At 68.9% G+C, this 18,058-nt stretch carries 23 protein-coding genes and 1 tRNA gene; 19 read left to right on the top strand and 5 right to left on the bottom strand.

Going from position 1 to position 18,058, the window contains the following annotated elements:
- Positions 1-2 precede the first annotated feature (2 nt).
- Positions 3-881, top strand: coding sequence for a DUF4429 domain-containing protein (locus tag OG194_RS29935; RefSeq protein WP_327403888.1), 879 nt, complete (start codon positions 3-5; stop codon positions 879-881).
- A gap of 75 nt (positions 882-956) precedes the next feature.
- On the opposite strand, the gene OG194_RS29930 is transcribed toward OG194_RS29935, so the two are convergent.
- Positions 957-2,537 carry a purple acid phosphatase family protein gene (locus OG194_RS29930; RefSeq protein WP_327403887.1) on the bottom strand — a complete coding sequence of 527 codons (1,581 nt, stop codon included), beginning with the start codon at positions 2,535-2,537 and terminating at the stop codon, positions 957-959.
- A gap of 165 nt (positions 2,538-2,702) precedes the next feature.
- On the opposite strand from OG194_RS29930, the gene OG194_RS29925 reads away from it, so the two are divergent.
- The gene (locus OG194_RS29925; RefSeq protein WP_327403886.1) at positions 2,703-2,960 is read left to right on the top strand and encodes a hypothetical protein; all 258 of its coding nucleotides are present in this window, start codon (positions 2,703-2,705) and stop codon (positions 2,958-2,960) included.
- 12 nt (positions 2,961-2,972) lie between these two features.
- Positions 2,973-4,790 (top strand): glutamine--fructose-6-phosphate transaminase (isomerizing), encoded by a 1,818-nt coding sequence (gene glmS, locus OG194_RS29920; RefSeq protein WP_327403885.1) that lies wholly within the window; start codon positions 2,973-2,975, stop codon positions 4,788-4,790.
- A 118-nt stretch (positions 4,791-4,908) separates the two neighbouring features.
- Here glmS and OG194_RS29915 read toward each other — a convergent pair whose 3' ends face one another.
- Both OG194_RS29915 and OG194_RS29910 read right to left on the bottom strand, forming a co-directional pair.
- Positions 4,909-5,472, bottom strand: a complete 564-nt coding sequence (locus OG194_RS29915) for a GPR1/FUN34/YaaH family transporter (RefSeq protein WP_327403884.1) — start codon at positions 5,470-5,472, stop codon at positions 4,909-4,911.
- A gap of 117 nt (positions 5,473-5,589) precedes the next feature.
- Positions 5,590-6,117, bottom strand: coding sequence for a universal stress protein (locus tag OG194_RS29910; RefSeq protein WP_019065779.1), 528 nt, complete (start codon positions 6,115-6,117; stop codon positions 5,590-5,592).
- A 321-nt stretch (positions 6,118-6,438) separates the two neighbouring features.
- Here OG194_RS29910 and OG194_RS29905 point away from each other — a divergent pair, with 321 nt between their 5' ends.
- The 5 genes from OG194_RS29905 to OG194_RS29885 all read left to right on the top strand — a co-directional run bounded on the left by OG194_RS29905 (position 6,439) and on the right by OG194_RS29885 (position 10,724).
- A complete protein-coding gene (locus OG194_RS29905; protein ID WP_327403883.1) occupies positions 6,439-6,783 on the top strand; it encodes a hypothetical protein in 345 nt (114 codons plus the stop codon).
- 386 nt (positions 6,784-7,169) lie between these two features.
- Positions 7,170-8,432 carry a GlxA family transcriptional regulator gene (locus OG194_RS29900; RefSeq protein ID WP_327403882.1) on the top strand — a complete coding sequence of 421 codons (1,263 nt, stop codon included), beginning with the start codon at positions 7,170-7,172 and terminating at the stop codon, positions 8,430-8,432.
- A gap of 120 nt (positions 8,433-8,552) precedes the next feature.
- Complete coding sequence (gene orn, locus OG194_RS29895) at positions 8,553-9,155, top strand: oligoribonuclease (RefSeq protein ID WP_327403881.1); 603 nt, start codon at positions 8,553-8,555, stop codon at positions 9,153-9,155.
- Positions 9,156-9,237: 82 nt separating this feature from the next.
- Positions 9,238-9,310: transfer RNA gene (locus OG194_RS29890), tRNA-His, on the top strand.
- 121 nt (positions 9,311-9,431) lie between these two features.
- The gene (locus tag OG194_RS29885; RefSeq protein ID WP_327403880.1) at positions 9,432-10,724 is read left to right on the top strand and encodes a site-specific integrase; all 1,293 of its coding nucleotides are present in this window, start codon (positions 9,432-9,434) and stop codon (positions 10,722-10,724) included.
- Between the two features lie 2 nt (positions 10,725-10,726).
- Here OG194_RS29885 and OG194_RS29880 read toward each other — a convergent pair whose 3' ends face one another.
- Both OG194_RS29880 and OG194_RS29875 read right to left on the bottom strand, forming a co-directional pair.
- Positions 10,727-11,005 (bottom strand): hypothetical protein, encoded by a 279-nt coding sequence (locus OG194_RS29880; protein WP_327403879.1) that lies wholly within the window; start codon positions 11,003-11,005, stop codon positions 10,727-10,729.
- Between the two features lie 892 nt (positions 11,006-11,897).
- On the bottom strand, positions 11,898-12,296 hold the full coding sequence (locus OG194_RS29875; RefSeq protein ID WP_327403878.1) for an XRE family transcriptional regulator: 399 nt from the start codon (positions 12,294-12,296) through the stop codon (positions 11,898-11,900).
- Between the two features lie 266 nt (positions 12,297-12,562).
- Here OG194_RS29875 and OG194_RS29870 point away from each other — a divergent pair, with 266 nt between their 5' ends.
- The 11 genes from OG194_RS29870 to OG194_RS29820 all read left to right on the top strand — a co-directional run bounded on the left by OG194_RS29870 (position 12,563) and on the right by OG194_RS29820 (position 18,042).
- Positions 12,563-12,868, top strand: a complete 306-nt coding sequence (locus OG194_RS29870) for a helix-turn-helix domain-containing protein (RefSeq protein ID WP_327403877.1) — start codon at positions 12,563-12,565, stop codon at positions 12,866-12,868.
- Complete coding sequence (locus OG194_RS29865; protein WP_327403876.1) at positions 12,865-13,143, top strand: helix-turn-helix domain-containing protein; 279 nt, start codon at positions 12,865-12,867, stop codon at positions 13,141-13,143. The genes OG194_RS29870 and OG194_RS29865 overlap by 4 nt, the downstream gene beginning before the upstream one ends.
- A gap of 81 nt (positions 13,144-13,224) precedes the next feature.
- Complete coding sequence (locus OG194_RS29860) at positions 13,225-13,689, top strand: hypothetical protein (protein ID WP_327403875.1); 465 nt, start codon at positions 13,225-13,227, stop codon at positions 13,687-13,689.
- Positions 13,686-14,276, top strand: coding sequence for a hypothetical protein (locus OG194_RS29855; RefSeq protein ID WP_327403874.1), 591 nt, complete (start codon positions 13,686-13,688; stop codon positions 14,274-14,276). Before OG194_RS29860 ends, OG194_RS29855 begins: the two co-directional genes overlap by 4 nt.
- On the top strand, positions 14,273-14,557 hold the full coding sequence (locus OG194_RS29850) for a hypothetical protein (protein WP_327403873.1): 285 nt from the start codon (positions 14,273-14,275) through the stop codon (positions 14,555-14,557). Before OG194_RS29855 ends, OG194_RS29850 begins: the two co-directional genes overlap by 4 nt.
- On the top strand, positions 14,557-15,162 hold the full coding sequence (locus tag OG194_RS29845; protein ID WP_327403872.1) for a hypothetical protein: 606 nt from the start codon (positions 14,557-14,559) through the stop codon (positions 15,160-15,162). Before OG194_RS29850 ends, OG194_RS29845 begins: the two co-directional genes overlap by 1 nt.
- Positions 15,162-15,548, top strand: coding sequence for a hypothetical protein (locus OG194_RS29840; protein WP_327403871.1), 387 nt, complete (start codon positions 15,162-15,164; stop codon positions 15,546-15,548). The genes OG194_RS29845 and OG194_RS29840 overlap by 1 nt, the downstream gene beginning before the upstream one ends.
- Positions 15,549-15,642: 94 nt before the next feature.
- The gene (locus OG194_RS29835; RefSeq protein WP_327403870.1) at positions 15,643-16,011 is read left to right on the top strand and encodes a hypothetical protein; all 369 of its coding nucleotides are present in this window, start codon (positions 15,643-15,645) and stop codon (positions 16,009-16,011) included.
- 6 nt (positions 16,012-16,017) lie between these two features.
- Positions 16,018-16,470 carry a hypothetical protein gene (locus OG194_RS29830; RefSeq protein ID WP_327403869.1) on the top strand — a complete coding sequence of 151 codons (453 nt, stop codon included), beginning with the start codon at positions 16,018-16,020 and terminating at the stop codon, positions 16,468-16,470.
- The gene (locus tag OG194_RS29825; RefSeq protein ID WP_327403868.1) at positions 16,467-17,297 is read left to right on the top strand and encodes a hypothetical protein; all 831 of its coding nucleotides are present in this window, start codon (positions 16,467-16,469) and stop codon (positions 17,295-17,297) included. Before OG194_RS29830 ends, OG194_RS29825 begins: the two co-directional genes overlap by 4 nt.
- Positions 17,298-17,526: 229 nt before the next feature.
- Positions 17,527-18,042 carry a hypothetical protein gene (locus OG194_RS29820; RefSeq protein WP_327403867.1) on the top strand — a complete coding sequence of 172 codons (516 nt, stop codon included), beginning with the start codon at positions 17,527-17,529 and terminating at the stop codon, positions 18,040-18,042.
- Positions 18,043-18,058: the final 16 nt, after the last annotated feature.

The raw sequence follows: 18,058 nt of genomic DNA, 5'->3' as shown, positions 1-18,058 counted from the left end.
CCATGGCGGAAATCATCCAGAAGGACGGCACCTGGATCTTCGACGGCGACGCCCTGCGGCTGACTCCCGGACGGGACAAGAACGTCGGCCTGTTCCGCAAGACACTCGGCGAACTCGTCGTCCCCTTGGGCGCGTTGGCGGGCGTCTCCTTCGAGCAGGGCCGGAAGTCCGGGCGGCTGAGACTGCGACTGCGGGACGGCGCCGACCCGCTGCTGCACGCCACCGGCGGCCGACTCACCGAGGGCGACGACCCCTATCAGCTCCCCGTCGAATCGGACCGGTACGGCGTCGCCGAGTACTTCGTGGACGAGGTCCGCAACGCCCTGCTGCTCGACCAGGTACCGGCCGACCCGGTGGACACGTACCTGCTGCCGGGCCCCGCCGTACCGCTCTCGGTGTCCGCCGGGGACGGCACGGCGAGCTTCGACGGCGAGCGCGTCCGGCTGGAGTGGAACTGGAAGACCGAGGACGCCAAGTCCGCCGCCGGCGCCCGCACGCTCGCCGTCACCGACCTCGTCGGCGTGGAGTGGCGTCCGTCGGCCGGGCTGGAGAACGGCTACATCCGCTTCTCGGTGCGCCACGCGCCGACCAAGGCGCCGCCCAAGTACGACCCCAACTCCGTGGAGTTGTGGGGCTTCAGGAAGGACCCGCTGATGGCCCTGGTCGCCGCGGCCGTACAGGCGCGCCTGCCGCACCCGGCCGCCGAGACGGACGTACGACCTGAACGGCCGGAGCCCGTACGGCAGTTGGCGGCCGCGACGGAGGACGGGCATGACGCGCTGCTGCGGCGGTTGCGGGAACTCGGTGAGCTGCACCGGGACGGGGTGCTCACGGACGAGGAGTTCGCGCTGGCCAAACAGGCGGTCCTCAAACGGATGTGACCATCCGGGAGTCGAGGACCGCCTGTCGGGTGAGTCGCGCCCTGCCTTCCGGACACAACTCGGACTATTTCAGGGTTACTTGGCCTTGCGGGCGACCGTGAAGCGGTCGATCTCGGCGCCGGTCTCGGCGATGCCGCGGACCGTCAGGGTCGCCGTACGGCCCTTGTGGGCGGGCTGGACGTCGACGCGCAGGAACGAGTAGTTGAGGTAGCGGACGCGCGACCAGGCGACCGTCTCGTTGACCTTGCCGTCCTTCGTGTTGACGAAGGCGGCGACCGAGTCGAGGTCGGCGACGTGGCCCTCGTAGGAGTCCGGGGCGGAGAACGCGTACAGGCTGCGGCCGGCCGCGCCCGCGGTCACGTAGACGACACCCTCGGTCTCCGGGTACGCCGTGCCGCCGATCGGCAGCTTCTTGACGACCGCGTTCTTCTTGATGACGTCGGTGCGCTCGTACTGGTGGTTGTGGCCGTTGATGACCAGGTCCACCGTGTACTTCTCGAACAGCGGCACCCACTCGTTGCGCACTCCCCCCTCCGAGGAGTGCGCGGTGGAGGTGCAGTACGCGCAGTGGTGGAAGAAGATCACCACGAAGTCGATGTCACGGGACGCGCGGTACTTCTTGAGCTGCGCCTCCAGCCACTTGGTCTGGGTGCCGCCGGAGATGCCGAGGTTGGCCGGGATCTCGAAGGACACGTCGTTGGCGTCCAGCGAGATGACCGCCGTGTTGCCGTAGACGAAGGAGTAGACGCCCGGCAGGTTCGCCTTGTCGGGGCCGTTGTCCGGCAGGTTCCAGCGGGCGTCCTCGCCGCCGTAGCCGTTGGGCGAGTACCAGGCCTCCATGTCGTGGTTGCCGTAGGCGGGCATCCACGGCACGGACTTGGCGACCGACTCGGTCTGCGCGAGGAACTGGTCCCAGGTGCGCGAGTCGAAGCCGGCGTCGGCGGTCTGGCCCGCGCCCGCCGGGTCGGCGTAGCAGATGTCGCCGGCGTGCAGGTGGAAGGCCGGGTTCTGGCCCAGCAGCAGGCTGTTGTTGGCCAGGCCGTGGTAGCCGACGCCCTCGTCGCCGAAGGCGGTGAAGGTGAACGGCACGGCGCGGTCGGGGGCGGTGGTGAAGGTGCCCAGGGTGCCGAGCAGGTGGGCCTCGGCCGGGTCGAAGCCCGCGTGGCCGACGCCGTAGTAGTAGGTCTTGCCCGGGCGCAGGTGGGTCAGCTTGGCGTGCAGGTAGTACTGGGTGTGGTCGCCGCTCGCGCCGACGCCCGCCGGGGTGTACAGCGAGCGCACCTCGGCCTCGATCTTGTGGGAGAGGTCCCAGGGGTGCGCGCCGATCCGGACGAACGGCTTCTTGACGTTGGTCGGGACCTGCCAGGAGACCGTCACCTCCGTGCTCGGGTCGTTGCCGAAGGCGAGGTGCCGGCCGAACGGGGAGACGAGGGCCCCGTTCACCGACTCGGTCGCCGGGGTGGTCCTGGTGGTGGCGGCGGCCTGGGTGGGGACGGCCGCCTGGGCGATGCCGCCCGGTACGAACACGCCACCCGCGACGGCGCCGAGCGTGACGGCACCGCCTCTGATCATCGTGCGCCGCGAGAATTTCGAGCGCAGGTACTCGTGCTGCTCCGCCATGCTCATGCGTTCAGCGAGCTCCGCGGGTACGCCCATACGAGGAATGTCCATGGCGTCTGAAACTCGTCGACATGGGCAACGGTGCGCAAGACACAGGATGGACAGCTTACGAACAGAGCCCCATAAGACTTTCAACAGCCCGTTGCCCGATATCGGGCAGGATTCTTGCAAACCTCCCTTCGGTACCCCAGGATCATCCAGGTGCACGACGAACTCGTTGATCATCTGACGCGCTCCTCACCCCTCAACCGGGGCGAGGCACTGCGGGTGATCCAGGACGTGCTCGCCTACTTCGACGAGACGACCGAGGTCTACGTCCGTCGCCGCCACCGCGAGCTCCAGGCCCAGGGCCTGGTCAACGCGACGATCTTCGACCGGATCGAGGCGGACCTGAAATACCGGGCGGTCGCGCCGCCGGAGCTCACGCTCAGGCAGTTGCGCCGCATCGTCTACGGCTAGGAATCCTTATACATGTGCGGAATCGTCGGATACATCGGCAAGCGTGACGTCGCCCCGCTGCTGCTGGAGGGCCTGCAACGGCTGGAGTACCGCGGCTACGACTCGGCGGGCATCGTCGTGACGACCCCCAAGACGGCCGGCCTGAAGATGGTCAAGGCCAAGGGCCGGGTCCGTGACCTGGAGGCCAAGGTCCCGGCACGCTTCAAGGGCACCACCGGCATCGCCCACACCCGCTGGGCCACGCACGGCGCCCCCTCCGACGTGAACGCCCACCCGCACCTGTCCGCCGACAGCAAGGTCGCCGTAGTCCACAACGGCATCATCGACAACGCGTCCGACCTCCGGAAGAAGCTGGAGGCGGACGGCGTCGAGTTCCTCTCCGAGACGGACACCGAGGTCCTCACCCACCTCATCGCCCGCTCGCAGCAGGAGAAGCTGGAGGACAAGGTCCGCGACGCCCTCCGGGTGATCGAGGGGACGTACGGCATCGCCGTTCTGCACGCCGACTTCCCCGACCGCATCGTGGTGGCTCGAAACGGCTCCCCGGTGGTCCTCGGGATCGGCGAGAAGGAGATGTTCGTAGCCTCGGACATCGCCGCACTGGTGACGCACACGCGCCAGATAGTGACGCTGGACGACGGCGAGATGGCCACCCTCAAGGCCGACGACTTCCGGACATACACGACCGAGGGCACCCGCACCACGTCCGAGCCCACCACCGTCGAGTGGGAGGCCGCCTCCTACGACATGGGCGGCCACGACACCTACATGCACAAGGAGATCTTCGAGCAGGCCGACGCCGTGGACCGCGTGCTGCGCGGCCGCATCGACGACCGCTTCTCCACGGTGCACCTCGGCGGCCTGAACCTGGACGCCCGCGAGGCCCGGCAGATCCGCCGCGTCAAGATTCTCGGCTGCGGCACCTCGTACCACGCGGGCATGATCGGCGCCCAGATGATCGAGGAGCTGGCCCGCATCCCCGCGGACGCCGAGCCAGCCTCCGAATTCCGGTACCGCAACGCGGTCGTCGACCCCGACACCCTCTACATCGCGGTCTCCCAGTCCGGCGAGACGTACGACGTCCTGGCGGCGGTCCAGGAGCTGAAGCGCAAGGGCGCCCGCGTACTCGGCGTGGTCAACGTCGTGGGCTCGGCGATCGCCCGCGAGGCGGACGGCGGCATGTACGTGCACGCGGGCCCCGAGGTCTGCGTCGTCTCGACCAAGTGCTTCACCAACACCACAGTCGCGTTCGCCCTGTTGGCCCTGCACCTCGGCCGCACCCGCGACCTCTCGGTCCGCGACGGCAAGCGCATCATCGAGGGCCTGCGCAAGCTCCCGGCCCAGATCACCGAGATCCTGGACCAGGAGGAGGAGATCAAGAAGCTGGCCGCCGAATACGCCGAGGCCCACTCGATGCTCTTCATCGGCCGGGTCCGCGGCTACCCGGTGGCCCGCGAGGCCTCCCTGAAGCTCAAGGAGGTCTCGTACATCCACGCCGAGGCCTACCCCGCCTCGGAGTTGAAGCACGGCCCCCTCGCCCTCATCGAGCCGGCCCTCCCCACGGTCGCGATCGTCCCCAACGACGACCTCCTGGAGAAGAACCGCGCCGCCCTGGAGGAGATCAAGGCCCGCAGCGGCCGCATCCTGGCGGTGGCCCACCAGCACCAGGAAAAGGCCGACCAGACGATCGTGGTCCCGAAGAATGAGGACGAACTGGATCCCATCCTGATGGGCATCCCGCTCCAACTCCTCGCCTACCACACGGCGTTGGCACTCGGCCGCGACATCGACAAGCCGAGGAACCTCGCGAAGTCGGTCACGGTGGAGTAGAGCGCCCCAAAGGGGCGCGGGGAACTGCGCGACCAGCCCCCACGCACCGAAGCGGCCGACGAACAGAAAGGCCCCCCACGTGTTGCCTCACACACGCGGGGGGCCTCCCTGTTACCGGTCAGCTGGTGGCCGTCACGCCCCGACCAGCCGCCCGCCGAGGAAGAACCGTCGGCCAGTGCGCAAGCGCAGCCGTCGCCGAGTACCAGGCAACAGCCCCCGCAGCGACACCGAACCACCCCCCGACCTTCCCCAGCCCGTCGTTCCCGGCGAACTGAGCGATCGCGAGCAGCACGAGGGAGACGAAGAACAACCCGTAGGTCCCCTGGGTGAGTTGATCCCCACCCGCGAGGGTCACGGAGAGGGCGACGAGGGCGAACAGGACCAGGAACAACCCCGCCGCGTTGTCCGAGGCGGAGCCCCCCGCGGAGACGGCCCAGGTGAACCAGAGCGCGCCGAACGCCGTGAACGCCGTACCGGCAGCCGTGTCGCCCTCGCGGAACGCGAGCAGTCCGACGACGAAGAGGGCAACTCCGCCCACGTAGTGGGCCAGTGACACGGCGTCAGCCGTGGAGACCCCGTCGATGACATTCGTGTACCCGAGCCCGAACGCCAACAGGGTGATTCCCAGGGCGAGTCGGCCGACGATCGAGGTGGTGCTTCCCGCAGAGACGTCATTGTCCACGGCGGGCTCCCTTCATGCATGTGCGTTGGTGCGGTGTGACCGATATATGCCCTTCACAAGGACACAAACACCTCTGCACAACAGGGAATTCAGGAGCGATCCGGCCGGGCCACGGACCTACGGGATGACGACGACGGGTCGTTGCGCCCGCTTCGCGAGCCGCCCCGCGACGGACCCGAAGATGCGCCCGACGATGCCGTGGGTCGAGCCGACGACGATCGCGTCCGCCTCGTACTCCCGCCCCACCTCTTCGAGTTCATGGCAGATGTCGCCACCCCGCTCGACAAGGATCCAGGGCACTTCCGCCAAGTACTCGGCGCACGCCAGCTCCAGACCCAGCACCTCGGTGCGGTGGTCCGGCACATCGACGAAGACCGGTGGCTCGCAGCCCGCCCACACCGTGGTGGGCAGCCGGTTGGCTACATGCACGATGACCAGGCCCGAGCCCGAGCGATGGGCCATGCCGATCGCGTAGGCGAGGGCACGCTCACTGGACGTGGAGCCGTCGAAGCCGACGACCACTCCGTGCTTGAAGGCTGGATCGCAGGAATGACGTGGCTGTTCCGCCGCCAGGGGCTCGGCCGCCGTGGGATCGGCGACGGGGCGCTTGCGGTCCGCTGGTTCGAAAGATTCGTGACCGGCCATGGGTGTCTCGGCTTTTTGATCCTCTTGGGAGGGGACAACAGGGTGCGGCGGAGCTGTGTCCGGGAATCATCTTCCCAACCCCATACCCCCAAGGGTACGGCGGCACTCCTCCTTAGCCCATATCCCGCACATGCTCCGGCGGAGTTCCCCGGAGCATGCACGAGGGGGCGCCCGTAACGCAATGGTTGCTGCCCCGTACAGGCGGTTTGCACAGGATTCACTTATCCGCGGGCGTCCGTGTCCCTCCATGGACTGCCCTACAGTGACCGACGCATCGAACACGCGTTGAACCCGGCGAGCCGCCGCCCCAGGGAGCACGCCATGTCCGGACACCGCACGACCTCCGAGGCACACCCCAGCCACGACAGCGCCACCGACGTGGTCCGCTGGGCGGTCTTCAGCTGTGTCCTCGTCCCCGTGGTCCTCCTCTGGTACGGCACCTCGTTCGCCGGCGCCACCGGTACGGCCCTGGGTCTCGCGGCCGTCACCGCCGCCTGCCGGGTGCTGCTGCGCCGCTCCGAACAGGGCGAGGCCAGGCTGCTGCCCGAGGAGCAGGCACCACCACTGGCCGAAGAACACTCCTCGCACCGCGGCCACCGTCACCGGGCCCCGGCGGGGGCGCACAGGGGCGGGCGGCACGCCGGGGGAAGTGCACCGGTCGACTGACCGGTTTCCGCGCACGCGCCCGACGCTTTTCAGCCAACTTCCGGCCACCGGGCATCTGTTGTCCGAACCACCCCCCAACCCCCGTTCCACCTGCACCGAAAGGGTCTGGGGGGCCTTGCGCACCCTACGGGGATTGGCCACTAAGACGAGGCGCACTTCCCTGCACGGCCCACGAGTGCAACGCTTCGTGATCGAATGCTTCACGCCAAGTTGCCATGTCGACAATGTGCCGGTTGCCGAACTGGTCACCCCGGCACCACTGGACACAGTAGATTCGATCTTGACGTCTTACGGCGGGGGACTCGTGCAGGACCGAGGGGAAACGTGCTGGAGCGACAAGCCCGACAAGATAGGGGCGACGCGACCACCGAGGGGGGCTTAGCAGTATGAGCCACGACTCCACTGCCGCGCCGGAAGCCGCGGCCCGGAAACTTTCCGGGCGACGCCGCAAGGAGATCGTCGCGGTGCTGCTGTTCAGCGGCGGCCCCATCTTCGAGAGTTCCATACCGCTGTCGGTGTTCGGAATCGACCGGCAGGACGCCGGAGTTCCGCGCTACCGCCTTCTTGTGTGCGGTGGCGAAGAAGGGCCGTTGCGCACGACCGGCGGGCTGGAACTCACCACACCGCACGGCCTGGAGGCGATCTCACGGGCGGGCACCGTCGTCGTGCCGGCCTGGCGGTCGATCACCTCGCCGCCGCCGGAGGAGGCACTCGACGCGATCCGCCGTGCGCACGAAGAAGGGGCCCGCATCGTCGGCCTGTGCACCGGCGCCTTCGTGCTGGCCGCGGCGGGCCTGCTGGACGGCCGTCCCGCGACCACCCACTGGATGTACGCGCCGACGCTGGCCAAGCGCTATCCGTCGGTGCACGTCGATCCGAGGGAACTCTTCGTCGACGACGGGGACGTGCTGACGTCCGCCGGTACGGCGGCCGGAATCGACCTCTGTCTCCACATCGTGCGGACGGACCACGGCAACGAGGCGGCCGGCGCGCTCGCCCGGCGCCTGGTGGTCCCACCGCGCCGAAGCGGCGGTCAGGAGCGCTACCTCGATCGGTCTTTACCAGAGGAGATCGGCGCCGACCCGCTCGCGGAGGTCGTCGCCTGGGCGCTGGAGCACCTCCACGAACAGTTCGACGTGGAGACGCTGGCGGCACGCGCATACATGAGCAGGCGTACGTTCGACCGCCGCTTCCGCTCGCTCACCGGGAGCGCTCCCCTGCAATGGCTGATCACGCAGCGGGTGCTCCAGGCGCAGCGCCTGCTGGAGACGTCGGACTACTCGGTGGACGAGGTCGCGGGGCGCTGCGGCTTCCGCTCGCCGGTGGCTCTGCGCGGCCATTTCCGGCGCCAGTTGGGCTCGTCGCCCGCCGCCTACCGGGCCGCGTACCGCGCCCGCAGGCCCCAGGGCGACAAGCAGGTGGACAGCGACGGCGCTCCCGGCCAGCCCGGCGGTCCGGCGTCCCTGGGTCCGGCCGGGCTGCCGCCCGCGCTGCACCCGGACGGCCCGGTCCCGATGCAGACCCGTCGTACGGCGGCCAGCGCGCTGTCGGCGACGGCGTCCGCGTCGGCCTCCGCCGAGGGGAACGGCCGTGAGGCGTACGCCACAAGCCGGGCCGCGAGTCTGCCCGGCCAGCGGAGCGCTACGTAGCAACCGCACGCCCCCGGAGGTCTCTCGCAGGAGATCTCCGGGGGTTTCCGCATGTACCGGCGGCACAAGGTCAGCGCACGGTCGGCTCAGCCGGGCGGCACGCACCTTAAGGTTAGACACATGAACGATCGCATGGTGTGGATCGACTGCGAGATGACCGGCCTCTCGCTGTCAGACGACGCTCTCATCGAGGTGGCCGCCCTCGTCACCGACTCCGAGCTGAACGTGCTCGGCGAAGGGGTGGACATCGTCATCCGCCCGCCGGACCAGGCGCTGGAGACGATGCCGGACGTAGTACGCCAGATGCACACCGCATCCGGCCTGCTCGACGAGTTGGCCGGCGGTACGACGCTGGCCGACGCGGAGGAGCTGGTCCTGGCGTACATCCGGGAGCACGTCAAGGAGCCGGGCAAGGCCCCGCTGTGCGGCAACTCGGTCGGCACCGACCGCGGTTTCCTGCTCCGTGACATGCCGACCCTGGAGGAGTACCTCCACTACCGCATCGTGGACGTGTCCTCGGTGAAGGAGCTGGCGCGGCGCTGGTACCCGCGGGCGTACTTCAACAGCCCCGAGAAGAAGGGCAATCACCGCGCCCTCGCCGACATCCGCGAGTCCATCGCCGAGCTGCGCTACTACCGCGAGGCGATCTTCGTCCCGCAGCCCGGGCCGGACTCGGAAACCGCCCGCACGATCGCCGCGAAGCACGTCCTGCCCACCTCGTAAAAGGCGTGCGCGAGCACCCCTTCGGACCCTGTACACTTTTTCTCGGCCGGTCGGAAACTTACAGAGTGAACGACCGGGCATGGTGGGTGTAGCTCAGCTGGTAGAGCACCTGGTTGTGGTCCAGGAAGTCGCGGGTTCAAGTCCCGTCACTCACCCTGAATGATCAAGGGCTGACCTGTGAAAACGGGTCAGCCCTTCGTCGTGTCCGCTCCTTTGGGAACATCACGGGAACAAGGCCCCTCCCGGAGGCACCCTTTCGCGCCTTATCGTCCACGCATGGCAAGCATCGTGGAACGCCCCAAGAAGGGCGGCGAGAGCACCTTCCAGGTGAAGTGGCGGCAGGACGGCAGTTGGCAGACCGAGAACTTCGGCGGTGACGGCGGCGAGGACCAGGCGGCGGAGTTCAAGAAGCTCGTCGAAGCGCATGGCAACAAGTGGCCCTACGGCTGGGTCCGCGGCAAGGGGTTCGTCGAGCCCGAGACGCACCCCGACGACGTTCCCCTCCTGGCGTGGGCGCACCGCTACGTCGACCGCCTCACCGGTGTCACAGCGCGGACCAAGTCGGACTACCACCGGGACATCGACAACCACTTCGCCACTCGGCGTCACACGGGCCCGGACGGCGTCGAGCGCGCCTACGGCGGGGTCGTGCACACCCTCCGGGACGGGCGTGTCCTCGAGGCGACCGTCTGCAACGTCACCGAGGACGATCTGCAGGACTGGGTGCGCGTGAACGAGGAAGGCATGCGTGACCCGCACAAGCCGGACGAGTGGCTGATCGCGAAGGCCAGCCCCAAGTCCATCCGCAACTGGCACGGCCTCCTGTTCTGCGTCTTCCAGGCAGCTGTCGACGGGGTGCAACCGCTGCGTACGGCGAACCCCTGCGCCAAGACCCGGCTGCCGCGTACCGACGATCAGACCGAGGAGGAGATGACGTTCCTCGAGCACGAGGAGTACGCGTTGATCAGCCGCGAACTCCGGTCGTTCGACCCGCGCGCGGCGGACCTCGCCGACTTCCTCGTGGGTACGGGGCTGCGCTGGGGCGAGATCACCGCGCTGCAGGTTCGGGACGTGAACACACGGAAGAAGACGATCAGCATCCAGCGCGCGTGGCGCCGGCAGGAGGACAACACCTTCCAGGTCGGTCCGCCCAAGACGAAGAAGGCCCGACGGACCTTGGCCCTGTCCGCCGGGCAGATGGAATTGTTGCGGCACCACATGCTCGGCGGACAGCCCGAGCAGTGGATCTTCCGAGGCCGCGACGGTGCGGCCTGGCGGCACTCGAACTTCTACAACCGGAAGTGGAAGCGGGCCCTCGACGGAGCGGTCAAGAAGGGGCTGACGAAGCGGCCACGCATGCACGATCTGCGGCACACGCATGTGGCGTGGCTGATCGGTGCGAACATTCCACTGCCGGCGATCCAGGCGCGGCTGGGCCACGAGTCGATCACGACGACGGTGGACCGGTACGGGCACCTGGTGCGGGCCCTCGACGGCGAGATCGCCGCCGCCGTCGAGGCCGCCATGGCGCTGCCTGAGCCGCGCTTGCACCTTCAGAGGGTGGTCTAGCGCTATCCGGGCTGCGGTGGCCGCCAGTTCTGGCACCACAGCCCGGAGCGCACGATGTGGTTGAGCTCGGCGACCATCTCCTGGCCGGCCTGGTGGGAGATGTGGCCGTGGACGACGAGCCACGCAAAGTGGCCTTCCGTCTCTACGGGCATGACGGCTCGCCCTACGGGCAGCGAGTCAACGTAGTGGATGTCGATCTGCATGTGAGGGGTTGGTGGGCTGACGGCCTCGGGACGATCAGCGTTCCCGAACTGCCTGGCTGCCGCGTCGTCGTCTGCCATGAGCGAGGCCCCCTAGCCGCGGCACGCCCATACATTCGTTCTGGTGTTCGAACGCATGGACGAATGTGTCCGTTATCGCCACCCAGGCGGATCAATGACGATGCCACACCGCTCAGGCTGTGACCAGAGTGAATCAAGTGGTAGCCGAAAGTAGTACTAAACGTTCCAGCCCTGGCCAGAGCTTCGGCGGCTATACCGACAACGGCACTGCGGGCGGCGTCGGGACGGGTGTCGCGTCGGACGTGGGCAGCGGTTTGCCCCTGTCGTACCAGTGCTGCAACCACAGGCCATCGCCCGCGATCCGTTCAAGGATCGCGTTCATGGCGTCCCGAAGAGCGTGGGTGCACTGGCCGTCACGCACGAGCCAGATACAACTCCCTTCCTCCTCAACGGGCGCCACGTAGCACTGACCGGGCATGGCGCGCGCAGGAACGATTTCCCACCGGGAGACAGCTATCCCTAGCCCTTCGACAGGCTCCTGCATTCGCCCCTCATGGGTCCATCGCTGCCGCCACAGCCCGTCACCGACTTGATGTCTGGTTATCCAGTTGAGTTCCCAGACGAGAGGGCCCCGCACATGGAGCGGATGCAGGTAGATGCTGGCCATCGCGCCTGGTCGATCTTCAACGTGGATGAGCTCGCCCGGCGGTATTCGCCCCGGCTGGGCAACGTGGTACACGGCCGACGTGTACTGGTCCGGCATGGCGCCCCCTGTCACGCGCGCCGCCACTGGCTCAACGCCAGTACGCAGCACCTTCGGTCACTTCCACCCCCCAGGCGGAGCACCATTAGACACTGACCGACACTTTCAGCCAATAGGCATTCCACGGTGAGTAACCGTCACGCGCCAACAGGGCAGAGGAGCAAGGGAGTTGGCGCGGAAAAGTTCTGGTCAGTCGCGCTTCAGCTTGCGCCAGGACGACATGAGCACCTTGACGCGCTCCCTGTCCTCCGGGGTCATATCGCGATAGTCGTGCACCAGGGCGCGGACGTCACCGTCATCGCTCCAGACGGTGTCGACACGCCAGAATTGCGCGCCTGCAGCTTCCTGGACGAGCCCGAGCGGCACCTGCAGACCCGCATGCAGTCCGGCGAGACGGGCATAGTCGGGGATGTCGCGCAGAATGCCCTTCTCAAGGCGGTCGATCCAGTTGTGATCGACGACCGGTCCGGCCTGCGGCTCGTCAGGGTTGATGCACCGCTCCGCGAGGGCGCGCAGGGAGAGCCCAAGCTCCGCTCGTCGTGTGCGGACGAGATCCGAGAGATCCGTCCGTGCCGCCTGCTCCACCATGGGGATCATCCTGCCACTCCGAATCGCGTACTGGGTGCGGGGTGTCCACGTGACTGGTGATACGTGAGTGATGAGTTGCCTGTTCAGCGCGCCCTTGTGTATCCGGTCCAAGACAAAGTGTCCACGAGGTTAGACGCCCACCGCTAGGGCGCGTTCGGGTCATTGGCGAATTCTTACCGCGCTGTCTCAGGAGATAGACAACTTGTCCATCTCGTGCCACACTCCTGATGTCTCACCAGCGAGACAAGTTGTCACACGAGGTGGACATGATCCAAGAACTGCCCATGTTCCAACTGTTTGACCGCGACGAATGCGCCGGCCGCACGTTCCTGCGGCTGCTCATGGAACGCACCGGTGACGGTCAGAAGGTCACCGTCCGGGATCTGGCCGAGGCCGCTGGCGTCTCGCGCAGCCTGATCGGCAACTTGCTGACCGGAAAGACCAAGCAGCTTCCGTACGACGCGGCCCTCCGGGCGGCCGAGCGACTCGGTGTCGACGGAGATGTCCTCTGGGTTCAGGCGGCCCGCAGTGTCCGGTCGCGCGAATCGCCCCGCACCAGGGTCAACGCATGAGGCGGCATACGTACCCCGAGGCCGCGAGCATCCTCCGCGTCGAGGAGTCGTGGCTGCGCCGGCACATCAAGAAGCTCCCGCACAGCAAGAAGGGCCGCGTCGTCACGTTCTCGGATGCCGACCTCCAGCGCATCGACGACGTGCTCTTCCACCACGAGCCAGCGACAGGCCCTCTGGCCGTCACCCCCGCGCCCCCGTCGGGCGCCAGCTCCCACCCCATGAGCTACCTGCGCCCGCTGCCGAGCCGCGGCCGCGCGCTGGAGAACGCCAGCTGAAACGAAAGCGGGGCCGACCCGGACGCGACCCGGATCAGCCCCACAAAGCCGATCACCTCACCACTGTGAAATGAGGTTCACGTGGAACAGGCTACTGCCACCACGACCACCGCTCCCCCGAGAACGGACACCTTCGCCCACGCCCATGCCGTGGCCGGCATCGTCGTCGCCGAACTCGGCGCGGACCAGCTGCCTTTCGCGCTGGAGCTGGAGGAGGACTTCCCCTCCGGCTGGCGCATCCACCTGAAGTTCCGCCAGAGCAGGGCCGAGGGACTCCTGGCCTTCGCCTCCCTCGTCGACGTCCCCGTCACCCGCGCGTTCGTCGAGTACGGCGTCCACTTTGAGGTTCTCGTGCGCATCAAGGACGTCGAGGTCCGTGGTAGCGCGCTCGTATCCCCGGACGTGGCTGCGCGGCTGGAGGGCGAGCCGACGCCCGTCGACCCGATGCCCGAGCCTGAGGCCGCACCGCCGGTTCCGCTCGGCGCCAGCGTCGTCGCCGCGGTACCCGCCGTCACACCGATCACGGTCGCGGACGGTGAAGAGTGACTGGGGTCCCGCGGGACATCCCGCTCAAGCTGCACTCGGCCATCGAGATGGCGAGCGCCCTCCTTGATCTGCCGTTGACCGCAACGCAGCGCGAGGCCTTGGCGCTTGAGCTGACCGGGCCCGTGCGCGCCCTGGTCGCCAAGGCCCTCGCGGCCGTCGGTGACGACGGCCCGGTCCGGTACGCGGTCATCGACAGTGAACTCGCCCTGAGAGATGGGGAGTTCGAGGAGTCTACGTTCGCCGGGTGCGTGAGGCGCGTCGGCCTGGACGTCGATCTCGACTCGCCTGCCGTGGTCTTGGGCGAGCGTCTGCGCTCGACTCAGCACGACGTCGTGAGCACCGAGGTACCCGACAGCACCACCCTGGGCATCACCGTACGGCCGCAGTCCCTGGACTGCTGGCGCTGGTGGTTGGGCAGCCTCGGTGTCGCGCCCAGCGAGGTCACGACCGACGGCAACACGGCGATCGGTGCCGGCTCCTGCAAGGGCGTGACCGTGAACCTGCGCGGCGAGGGCGTACCCGACCTCCTCGTGGACCGCGCCGCTCCCCGGCTCATGGGCGTGATCGCCGAACCGGTCGCACCGTGACCGGGCCCGCGAGCACCGTCGAGTGGTTCGTCTGCAGCGGGATCGGCTGCTGCACCGGCGTGGTCCTGCTCGGCCTGGTGAAGCTCGCGCTCGACACCGACGGCGAGCTGGCCACCAAGTCCGTTCACGACGCGCCCCGGCCCGCCGCATACCAGCCGCCCCCGGCCCTGCCCGTCCGCGCTCCCGTGCGCTCGCCGCGACACGCCGCCCCGCTCGTCCTGGTCGAGACCCAACCCATCCGCGTGCTGCACAACGCACGCCACGCCAAGAAGGCCGCCTGATGTTGATCGAGGAAACCTACTTCGGGTGGGCCCCGTACGCCCACGCCCTGGGGTGCGCCAACCCGACCTGGGACGAGGTGCAGGTCCGCCGCGACGAGGGCCTCCGCCCCGGCGCCACCGACGACCAGGCCCACACCTGCACCAACGACATCTGCTCGCACACCAACACGTTCGGGCGCGTGCAGCTGCGGCTGCTGTGCCGGAACTGCGACACCGTGCACACCATCACCGGTGAGGGACTCACCGAGGCCCGCTCCACCACCCAGCACACCGGCTGGGGCCAGGCCCCGCGCCAGGTCGGCGACGTGTGGCTGTGGCCCGACGGCACCACCCTCCCCGGCAGCCAGCCGCACCAGTACCTGGTCACCCTCCAGCCCCAGACCATCACCCGGGCGACCCTGTACGGGATCATCACCGGCCACTTCGGCTCCGAGGGCGAGCCTCTCTGGATCGCCGGCGCGGTTCCCGACGAGGCCGGCGCGCACCAGGTCTCCCTCACCCGCTGGCGCCACACCTCCCGCGGCCTGGCCGCGCTCGAGGACGCCGCCGCCTGGATCACCGGCGTGGCGTTCGGCGCTCAGCGCCCGCTGGAGGTGGCCGTCTGATGGCCGAGCCGTCCCGCTCCCTGTCCAAGGCTGCCGACCAGGTCCGCCAGTTCAACCACACCTCGCGCAGCGCCGCGAAGAACTGGGAGTACCCCAGCCACTCGTACTCCGCGCTCGGGAGCCTGGCTCAGCTCGTGCGGATGCTGCCGCAGGCCATCGAGCAGACCATCCGCCCCGTGATGCACACCTATGAGCACGGCCGCGTCCTGATCGACAACGGAGGCGACGCCGACCAGGCCGTACGGGATCTGACGCAGGCCTTGTCCGACGCCCTCTCCAGCTCCGAGGCGCTGGCAGTGGCGGTGGACCGCATGCACTCGGCGACCTCGCCCATGGGGCTGGACATCACCGGCATCCCGGAGTTCGCCGAAAACGGTGACAGCTGATGCCCGCCGCGTACGTGCTGCTCACCCTGGCGTTCGCCTTCGCCGTGGTCATGGTGTCGTGGGCTGCCCTGGTTGGTCCGGGCGGTGAGCGCTGATGCCCACGCGTGCACAGCGTCCGCGCCTGCCCGAGACCAGCAAGGGCCAGCTCAAAGCGGCTCTGGCCTGGAACGAGGGCCTCACCGGCACGCCACGGCAGTCCGATGAAACCCCCGTCGTAGAGGTCTGCACGGTCGACGCGTGCGGCAGCGCGGTCACCGACTCCGACCGTCCGTCCACTGACATGGTCCAGGTCCTCGGCTCAGCCGACGGCGCGGTCGCTCACTGGTACTGCGACGGTCGGTGCTCGGCGATCGCCCGCGCCCGCGCCGAGATTCGCGCCATCCCGATGCGCCCCGGCACCGAGCCCGCCACCCCCCTGCGACGGGGCCGGCCTCCGCGCCACGCCCTCCTGGCCAGGCGGTGAGCGGCGATGTCCTCACGTATCGACGTCATCGCCGCCGTCCTGCGTCACCCCGCACCCGTACGGAACCCCATGGCGTACGAGCTGCGCGGCTCGGTCGTGCAGCTGCTCGGGCCCGGCACCACGGACCCGACCTGGACGGCCACCCCCGAGGTGCTCGCCGCAGCGGTCGATGCCGGTCTCGCCCGGGCGGAGCGGAAGGAGAAGGACATCCCCGTTGGCACTGCCGACGTGAAGGGGACGACGTCCACTGCTGCCGCTCACGCCCTGGTTCTCGAGTCCGACGGCCTCGACCTCATCGGCATCTGCCGGTGCGGCCGGCCGATCGGCCGCACGCCGCTCACCCGGTCCGTCGACGGCCTGGTCGGCGTGTGGGAGCGGCACTGCGCCCAAGCCGCCGACACCGCATGGGCCAACGCCCTCGCTGCCCTGCCCGCCACCACTCCGATCGGAGCGTCATGACCGACGCCACCCCGTCCTTGGTTCCCGCGGCCCCGACCGCCGAGGAGATCGAGTCCGCGACCCGCATCCTGATGCGGGCCTGGTCGCCCGGCACCCTCCTGCCGGGCGACCCCAGCTACGACACCGCCGACGATGGCATCGACCCGGACGAGTACTGCGGCTGCGGCGGTACCGACGAAGACGGCGAGTCCCACTGCAACTGCGGGGGCGGCTGCGTCTGCGACAGCTGCGCGTACTACCGCTACGCCCGTAACAAGGTCTGCTCGGTCAAGGGCTGCGGCAAGACGCCGGCCTTTCGCGTGGTGCGCTTCGGCCTGGTCGACCAGCACGTCCAGGAGCCCACCGAGAAGGGCGCAGTCTGCCCCCACCCTGAGGGCGCCGACCACTTCTGCACGTCGACCACGGTCTACGTCGAGGCCGGACCCATGGTGCAGGAGTTCGACTACCAGCCCGCGTGCAGCACCGCCCACGCCGTCCAGCTCCGTGACAGCTATCGCCAGCACAGCCAGCAGTACAACCGCGGCGACCGCGACCACTACCGCCTCGAAGCCTGGACCTACACCCCGCACTTCACCGAACTACCCGCCCCACTCCCGCAGTTGCGCGAACACCTCCGCAGCGCCCACGACAACATCACCTGGGCAATCAGGCACCACGCCTCCTTGGGGATCCCCGACACGTGGCTGGACTCGGTCCGCCGCAACCTCGCGCTCGCCGCCTGGAACGCCCGCCGCGAACTCGAACAGCCCGCCGCGGACGACGACATCGACGACGAGCCGAGCACGCCGGTGCAAGAAGAGCCCGACTGGGGCCAAGGCCCGTGGTGAGACGCGGTAAACCGCCCCCCTGCGAGTGGCTGGCCTCGCCGGTCCACGCCCTCACCTACGCCCGGCTCTACCCGTCCGGTTGGTGGTGCGCCCGTCACACCCCCAACCGGCAGGCCGGTCGCCCCGATCCCCCGCCAGGCCCCGGCTGGCCCGTCTATCGCCAGCCCCCGCATGGCACCGATCCCGAGGTCGCCGCCCCCACCGGCACCGATCCCGAACAGGAACCGTCATGACGCCTACCCCTGCCGACCTCGCTCGCCGCATCCCCGTCAAGCCCGGCCCGCCCACGACCGCGCCTTCGAATCCGTCCACCACTGCGGCGCGGCCCGCGAAGCCGTCCTCGAAGAGGGCACTCACTGCGGAGGAGGCCATCGCCCCGGGCCGCCTTGGCCCCGACGAGCGCTTCAAGTCGACGTTCCACCTCGGGCTCCTGCGTAGCGGCATGCTCCCCGAGGCCCGCCTCGTGGGCTTCACACTGCTCTGGTACGCCCACCACCGCACCGGCCGCATCAGCCCCAACTTCCAGCCCAGCGCCGAGCAGCTCGCCTCGGACACCGGACTGAATACCGCCAGTGTCGGCGTGCAACTGGAGGTTCTCCGCCAGCGCGGCTGGCTGCGCCTCACCCCGATCGCCGAGGGCCCACGCACCGGCCTTCCGCGGTTCGAGCTGACGATCCCCGCCCTGCACCTCCAGCGGATCCGCGCGCACCGCGCCGAACTGCGGTTGCGCGACCAGTCCAGCTGACCGCGCATCCAGCCGC

Origin of the sequence: Streptomyces sp. NBC_01288, from assembly GCF_035982055.1 — a bacterium.
GTDB lineage: Bacteria > Actinomycetota > Actinomycetes > Streptomycetales > Streptomycetaceae > Streptomyces.
This window is presented reverse-complemented; position numbering and strand designations above follow the sequence as displayed.